Genomic DNA, 6,619 nt, shown 5'->3' with positions numbered 1-6,619 from the left:
CCGGCACAGACCGTGCTATGCTTGGCCATCTTCGTCGATCCCTCCCTTGTTATGCGAACCTAAAGTTCGTTCAACCATTCGGGTCCCGATGAAGTGCCGGTCGCGATCTTGCTATGCCAGACAGCCCTCAAGGCTTCGGTGGGCACCGATCCGATCGAACGGCGACCCAGCTCGGGCGGCCACCCGGGCTGGGCCATTCCTCACGGAACGGCTCAACATAACCGATCAGGCTAATACAAGGGTGGGCAAAGCGAAGCGTGCCCACCGCCTCGTGTAACAATGCGTGATGGTGGGCACGGCGCGAAGAGCGCGCCTTTGCCCACCCTACAGCACCGCGCGGCTCACGCCATGCTCAGCTCGTGGCGTCCCACCACCATCCAGTGCACTTCATCCGGACCGTCCGCAAAGCGGAGGTGACGCACGTCCTGATACATCTCGGCCAGCGGGGTCCAGTGCGAGATGCCGGTGGCGCCGTGCATCTGGATAGCCTGGTCGATGATCTTGCAGGCGCGCTCCGGCACCATGGCCTTGACCATGGAGACCCAGACGCGGGCCTCCTTGTTGCCGAGCACGTCCATCGCCTTCGCGGCCTTCAGCACCATCAGCCGCATCGCCTCGATCTCGCAGCGGGCTTGCGCGATGATCTGCATGTTGCCGCCGAGATGGGCGATCTTCTTGCCGAACGCTTCGCGGGTGAGGCCGCGCTGCACCATGAGGTCGAGCGCCTTCTCGGCCTTGCCGATGGTGCGCATGCAGTGATGGATGCGGCCGGGGCCGAGGCGGAGCTGCGAGATCTCGAAGCCGCGGCCCTCGCCGAGCAGGATGTTCTCCTTGGGCACCCGGACATTATTGAAGCGCATATGCATGTGGCCGCGCGGAGCGTGGTCCTGGCCGAACACGTACATGGGCCCGAGCACCTCGACGCCGGGCGTGTCGCGCGGCACGAGGATCTGCGACTGCTGCTTGCTCGGTGCCGCATCCGGATTGGTCTTCACCATCACGATGAGGATCTTGCAGCGAGGATCCCCTAAGCCTGAGATGTAGTACTTCTCGCCGTTGATGACCCATTCGTTGCCGACGAGTTTGGCCGTGGTCGAGATGTTCTTGGCGTCGGAGGAGGCGACGTTCGGCTCGGTCATGACGTAAGCCGAGCGGATCTCGCCGTTGAGCAGCGGCTTCAGCCATTTCTCCTTCTGCTCCTTGGTGCCGACGCGCTCCAGAACTTCCATGTTGCCGGTATCGGGCGCCGAGCAATTCATGGTCTCGGATGCCAGCGGGCTCTTGCCGAGCTCGGAGGCGATATAGGCGTAGTCGAGATTCTTCAGGCCCTGACCGGTCTCGTCATCGGGCAGGAAGAAGTTCCAGAGGCCTTCCTGCTTGGCCTTGTTCTTGGCCTTCTCGAGCACCTCGAGCTGCTTCGGCGTAAAGCTCCAGCGATCCTCCTTGCTCTCGCCGGCCTTGGCGAACTCGATCGACATCGGCTCGACGGTTTCGCGGATGAACTTCTTGACGTGGTCGTAGAGCGGGCGGACCTGCTCCGACATGCGCAAGTCGTTGAGCTCGTCGCCGGGATTGAGGGTGTAGTTGGTGGTGCGGGGAATGTAGGTGTGCTTTGTCATTGTTCCTCCCGGAGCGCTAGGATTCCGCTGAGCGCAAGAATAGTCGCAGCGCCGCCAAAGTGCGAGCGCGCATTTTTCACGTAGAGCCATGCCATGCGATGGAATATCGCGAAGGCGTTTGAAATGTTGTTTGAATGGTGATGAGGTTTCGGTGCGCTCGCGACAAGCTCCGCTGTCATCGCCCGATTCAATCGGGCGATCCAGTATTCCAGAGACGGCGGTGATTGAACCGAAAGGCCGCGGCGTACTGGATGCCCCGGTCCCGGCTCCGCTACTAGGCTACGCCGGGCCTACAAGCGCTCTCGGCCGGCGAAGCTTCAGCGGAGACGGCAAGCCGGGGCATGACAATTGTGGTTGTGGCCCAGACCTAGTTCGGCATCCGATGCATCGCGCAGATCTTGTTGCCGTCGAGGTCGCGCAAATAAGCGAGATAGAGCTTGCCGCCCGGTCCCTGGCGGACACCGGGCGGATCCTCAATCGAGGTCGCACCGGCCGCGACACCGGCCGCGTGCCAAGCCTCGACCTGCTCCGGCGAATTGCAGGCAAAGCCGATCGTGCCGCCATTCGCGCAGGTCGCCGGTTCGCCGTTGATCGGCTTCGACACCGAGAACACACCGGTCTTGGTGATGTAGAAGATGCGATGACCGTCGACCCTGGCCGGCCGCACCTCGAGCGTGCCGAGCAGCTTGTCGTAGAACGTCTTGGCCTTGTCGAGATCGTTGGTGCCGATCATCACGTGCGAGAACATTTGCCAATTTCCTCCGAGTTTGTAGCCCGGACGGAGCGCAGCGAGATCCGGGTTGTTTGCTTTTGGTTGTCCCGGATTGCGCTGCACTCCATCCGGGTTACGAAATCAAAACGCCGTATAGCCGCCGTCGATCACGAACGTATCGGCGGTGTGATACGACGACGCCTTGCTCATCAGATACACGGCAATGCCGCCGAAATCGGATGCCTCGCCGAAGCGCCGCACCGGAATGCGCGGCATCACGTTGGCGACGAACTTGTCGTTGGCCATGAGCCCCGCGGTCATGTCGCTCTTGATCCAGCCCGGCAGGATCGCGTTCGCGGTGACCCCGTAACGCGCGAGCTCGACACCGAGCGCACGCACCAGCGCGTTGATGGCGGCCTTGGTCGCCGCATAATGCTCGTTGCGCGCGGTGCCGAAGATCGAGGCGAGGCTCGAGGTCGCAACCAGCCGGCCGAAGGGGTCGCCGGCATTGGCACGCTCGGTCATGTGCTTTGCCGCAGCCTGGAACGCGTGGAATACGCCGTCGAGATTGGTCGAAAACATCGTGCGCCATTCCTGTTCGGTCCGCTCGATGAACGAGCGCCGCCCGCCGCCACCGATGCCTGCGTTGGCAAAGCAGCCGTCGACCCGGCCGAACGCGTCGAGCGTCGCCTTCATCGCAGCATCGACCGAGGCCGGATCGGTGACGTCGCAGACGCGGGTGTCAACTTTGCCGGCAAGGCCGGCCAGGCTCGCGGCAGCAGCCTTGTTCTTGTCAGCATTGCGGCCCCAGACCGAGACGTTGCAGCCCTGGCCGGCGAGCGCCTGCGCAAAGCCGAGCCCGATGCCGCCATTGCCGCCGGTGATCACGGCGACGCGGCCGGAAAGGTCGAAAAGGTTCATGGCGCGTTTCCCGTTTTTGGCCTGCGGCGGATCAGCCGCTGCGCGCAAGATTGCTTGCTATGCTCCGATCACCATGGACAAGACCGCGCCAAAAATCAAATATGCGCCCCGGCAAAACAAATTCCGGTCTGCGAAACTGACACAGGCCGGCAAGCTGACGAGGAAACCATGCAGTTCAAACACGTCACGCTCGATTTCGATGGTTCGGTCGCGATCCTCAAGCTCGACCATCAGGAGGTGATGAACGCAGTCTCCGTGGACATGCTGGGCGGTCTTGCCGAAGCGCTGGACGCGATCGAGGAGAAGAAGGATGAGGTGCGCTGCGTCGTTTTGACCGGCGCGGGGCGGGCGTTCTGCACCGGCGCAAATCTCCAGGGCCGCAACAACCAGTCGAAGAAGACCAAGGCCGGCCTGACGCTCGAGACCGGCTTTCATCCGTTCCTGCGCCGCATCCGAAACCTGCATTGCCCGATCGTGACCGCGGTCAACGGTCCCGCCGCCGGCGCCGGCATGAGCTTCGCGCTGCTCGGTGACATGATCCTGTGCGCGCGCTCGTCCTATTTCCTGCAAGCCTTCCGCCGCATCGGTCTCGTGCCGGATTGCGGCTCCACCTGGCTCTTGCCGCGCCTGATCGGTCGGGCGCGCTCGATCGAATTGTCGCTGATGGGCGAGCGGCTGCCGGCCGAGAAGGCGTTGGAATGGGGCCTCGTCAACCGTGTCTATGATGACGGCGTGCTGATGGAGGAGGCGATGAAGCTCGCACGCGAACTCGCCAGCGGCCCGACCGTGGCGCTGTCGCTGATCCGCAAACTCTATTGGGACAGCCCGGAAAATTCCTTCGAGGATCAGCTCAACCTCGAATTCCAGTGCCAGCTCCGAGCGGGCGACACCGAGGACTTCCGCGAAGGCGTCGGCGCGTTCCTGGAGAAGCGCCCGGCGCAGTTCAAAGGCAAATGATCGAGGCGGAGCTTTCCCGCAGCGTCGCGCGCTGGTGCACCGGTGCGACCGGCGTCGCCGGTGCGGCCAAGCTCTCCGGCGGCGCCAGTCAGGAAACGTGGCGCTTCGATATCGTGCATCCCGATGGGCTGATAGGCGCAATCCTGCGCCGCTCGCCGAAAGGCTATGGCGCCGCGCCAACGCGCGCGGCGGGCCTCGCCGCTGAAGCCCAGCTGATGCAACTCGCCTACGAGGCAAGCCTGCCGTCGCCGCGCGTGATGCATGTGCTCACGCCGGAGGACGATCTCGGCACCGGCTTCATCATGCAGCGGGTCGAGGGCGAAACCATCGCCCGCAAGATTTTGCGCGATGAGGAGTTCGCAGCCGCACGGCCACTGCTGGCGCGGCAGATCGGCGGTGTGCTCGCCGGTTTGCACAAGCTGCCGCTGGGTAAGCTGCCGGAGCTGCGCCGCATGACCGCGGCGAAGGAGATCGATGAGTTCGAGCGCGACTATCGCAGCCTGAACTGGCCCAAGCCCGTGTTCGAGCTGGCGCTGCGCTGGTTGCGCGAGCACGATCCCGGTCCGTCGGCGGAGGAGACGCTGGTACATGGCGATTTCCGCAACGGCAATCTCATCATCGGCGCCGACGGTATCCGTGCCGTGCTGGACTGGGAGCTCGCCCATCTCGGCGATCCCATGGAGGATCTCGGCTGGGTCTGCGTCAACTCGTGGCGTTTCGGCGAGATCGACAAGCCGGTCGGCGGCTTCGGCTCGCGCGAGGAGCTGTTTGCGGGCTATGAGGCCGCGGGCCGCAAGGTCGATCCGTCGCGCGTGAAATTCTGGGAAGTAATGGGCACGCTGCGCTGGGGCATCATGTGCGGCGGCATGATGCAGCGGTTTCGCGAGGGGCCCGACCATTCCATGGAGCGCGCCATGATCGGACGCCGCGCCTCCGAGACCGAGATCGATCTATTGCGGCTGCTGGCGCCGCGCGGGAGTTGACCATGCAGGACGAACCCACGCCGATCGAGCTGACAAAGTCAGTCGCCGATTTCTTGCGCAATGACATCACGCCGCTGATCTCAGGCCACCAGGCCTTCAAGCTGCGCGTCGCCATCAACATCCTCGATCTCGTGACACGGCAGCTGACGCGGGAGGAGGGCAGCGATGCGGCGGAGGTGGAGCGGCTGCGCGCGCTGCTCGGCATGGACGGTTCATTGATCGACCTCAACCGCACTCTTGCGATGCGCATCGCCAAAGGCGAGATCGATCTCGCAACGCCGGGCCTTGCCGAGCACCTCTGGCAGACCACGATGGACAAGCTCGCAGTCGATCAGCCGAATTACGCGTCATACAAGCGAGAGCTGTCGCGAGGCGGGTAGCTCTCTCCCCGTCAGTGCGAGCGCAGCGAAGCAAATCCAGAGTCTTTCCACGAAGGCGGTCTCTGGATTTGCTTCGTCGCAAGATCTCCTCGCAATGACGGCGGAAAGACTCGTTACTTCCCCACCCATTTCGGTGGTCGCTTCTCCGCAAACGCCTTCGGGCCCTCGATGTAATCCTGCGACGCCACCATCGCCTTCACCGCCGGATACTCCCGCTGCTGCTCGATCGCCTGTTCCAGCGAGACACCAAGCCCCTTCTGGATTGCCTGCTTCGAGGCCCGGATCGACATCGGCGAGTTCTTGGTGATCATCTCGGCCCAGCGCAGCGCGGCGCTGAGTGCTTCGCCCTGCGGCACCACCTCGTTGACGAAGCCGAGTTCGAGGCCCTCCTTGGCACTGACATGCCGCGCGGTAAGGATCATGCCCATGGCGCGTTTGAGGCCGATCTGCCGTGGCAGCCGGTGCAGGCCACCGGCGAGCGCGGCCAGGCCAACGCGCGGCTCGGGCAGGGCGAAGGTGGCATTCTCCGAGGCAATGATGAGGTCGCAGGCCAGCGCGATCTCGAAGCCGCCGCCCATCGCGACGCCGTTCACGGCGGCGATGATCGGCTTGTCGCAGTCGAACCGCGAGGTCAGGCCCGCAAAGCCGCCCTTGTCCCAGCCGCGTTTGCCGCCCGCGGCCTGCCACTTCAGATCGTTGCCGGCGCAGAACGCCTTGTCACCGCTGCCGGTGACGATCGCGATCCATTGCTCGGGATCGGTCGAGAAATCGTCGAAGACCTTGTTGAGCTCGAAATGCGCGTCCGTGTGCAGCGCGTTGTAGACCTCGGGCCGCGACAGCGTGACGATCGTGATCGGGCCCTTGCGTTCCACCTTGGAAAATTTCAGCTCCATGATCGCTCCCGCATTTTCTTGTGAAGGAATATTGTCGTCATACTAGCGCGCGGGTGCGCTTGAGCACCATCGAATTGCGCAAGCGCGCCTTGCGTGCCTCACACGTCTCGGCTTGCTTGACTTGGATGCGCTCTTCTCCGCTTAATCGTGTGAA

General features: G+C 63.6%; 7 protein-coding genes. 3 read left to right on the top strand and 4 right to left on the bottom strand.

Features of this window, described 5'->3' with window-relative positions:
- Window positions 1-341 precede the first annotated feature (341 nt).
- The 3 genes from IVA98_RS16120 to IVA98_RS16110 form a co-directional block, all read right to left on the bottom strand.
- On the bottom strand, window positions 342-1,619 hold the full coding sequence (locus tag IVA98_RS16120; protein ID WP_247301404.1) for an acyl-CoA dehydrogenase family protein: 1,278 nt from the start codon (window positions 1,617-1,619) through the stop codon (window positions 342-344).
- Window positions 1,620-1,986: 367 nt separating this feature from the next.
- Window positions 1,987-2,367, bottom strand: coding sequence for a VOC family protein (locus IVA98_RS16115; protein ID WP_247301402.1), 381 nt, complete (start codon window positions 2,365-2,367; stop codon window positions 1,987-1,989).
- Between the two features lie 105 nt (window positions 2,368-2,472).
- A complete protein-coding gene (locus IVA98_RS16110; protein WP_247301401.1) occupies window positions 2,473-3,252 on the bottom strand; it encodes an SDR family NAD(P)-dependent oxidoreductase in 780 nt (259 codons plus the stop codon).
- 168 nt (window positions 3,253-3,420) lie between these two features.
- Between IVA98_RS16110 and IVA98_RS16105 the strand changes: the two genes are divergently transcribed.
- From IVA98_RS16105 to IVA98_RS16095, 3 genes are read left to right on the top strand one after another with little or no spacing between them, the layout of a single operon-like run.
- Window positions 3,421-4,209, top strand: a complete 789-nt coding sequence (locus tag IVA98_RS16105) for an enoyl-CoA hydratase/isomerase (protein ID WP_247301400.1) — start codon at window positions 3,421-3,423, stop codon at window positions 4,207-4,209.
- Window positions 4,206-5,192 (top strand): phosphotransferase family protein, encoded by a 987-nt coding sequence (locus tag IVA98_RS16100; RefSeq protein WP_247301399.1) that lies wholly within the window; start codon window positions 4,206-4,208, stop codon window positions 5,190-5,192. Before IVA98_RS16105 ends, IVA98_RS16100 begins: the two co-directional genes overlap by 4 nt.
- A gap of 2 nt (window positions 5,193-5,194) precedes the next feature.
- Window positions 5,195-5,572 (top strand): DUF6285 domain-containing protein, encoded by a 378-nt coding sequence (locus tag IVA98_RS16095; protein WP_247301397.1) that lies wholly within the window; start codon window positions 5,195-5,197, stop codon window positions 5,570-5,572.
- A 113-nt stretch (window positions 5,573-5,685) separates the two neighbouring features.
- Here the strand turns inward: IVA98_RS16095 and IVA98_RS16090 are convergent, their stop codons facing one another.
- Window positions 5,686-6,465, bottom strand: coding sequence for an enoyl-CoA hydratase-related protein (locus IVA98_RS16090; RefSeq protein ID WP_247301395.1), 780 nt, complete (start codon window positions 6,463-6,465; stop codon window positions 5,686-5,688).
- Between the last annotated feature and the right edge of the window lie 154 nt (window positions 6,466-6,619).

This window comes from Bradyrhizobium sp. 160 (genome assembly GCF_023073735.1).
Lineage (GTDB): Bacteria > Pseudomonadota > Alphaproteobacteria > Rhizobiales > Xanthobacteraceae > Bradyrhizobium.
The sequence above is the reverse complement of the archived record's forward strand: the minus strand, read 5'-3'. Positions and strand labels throughout refer to the sequence as shown.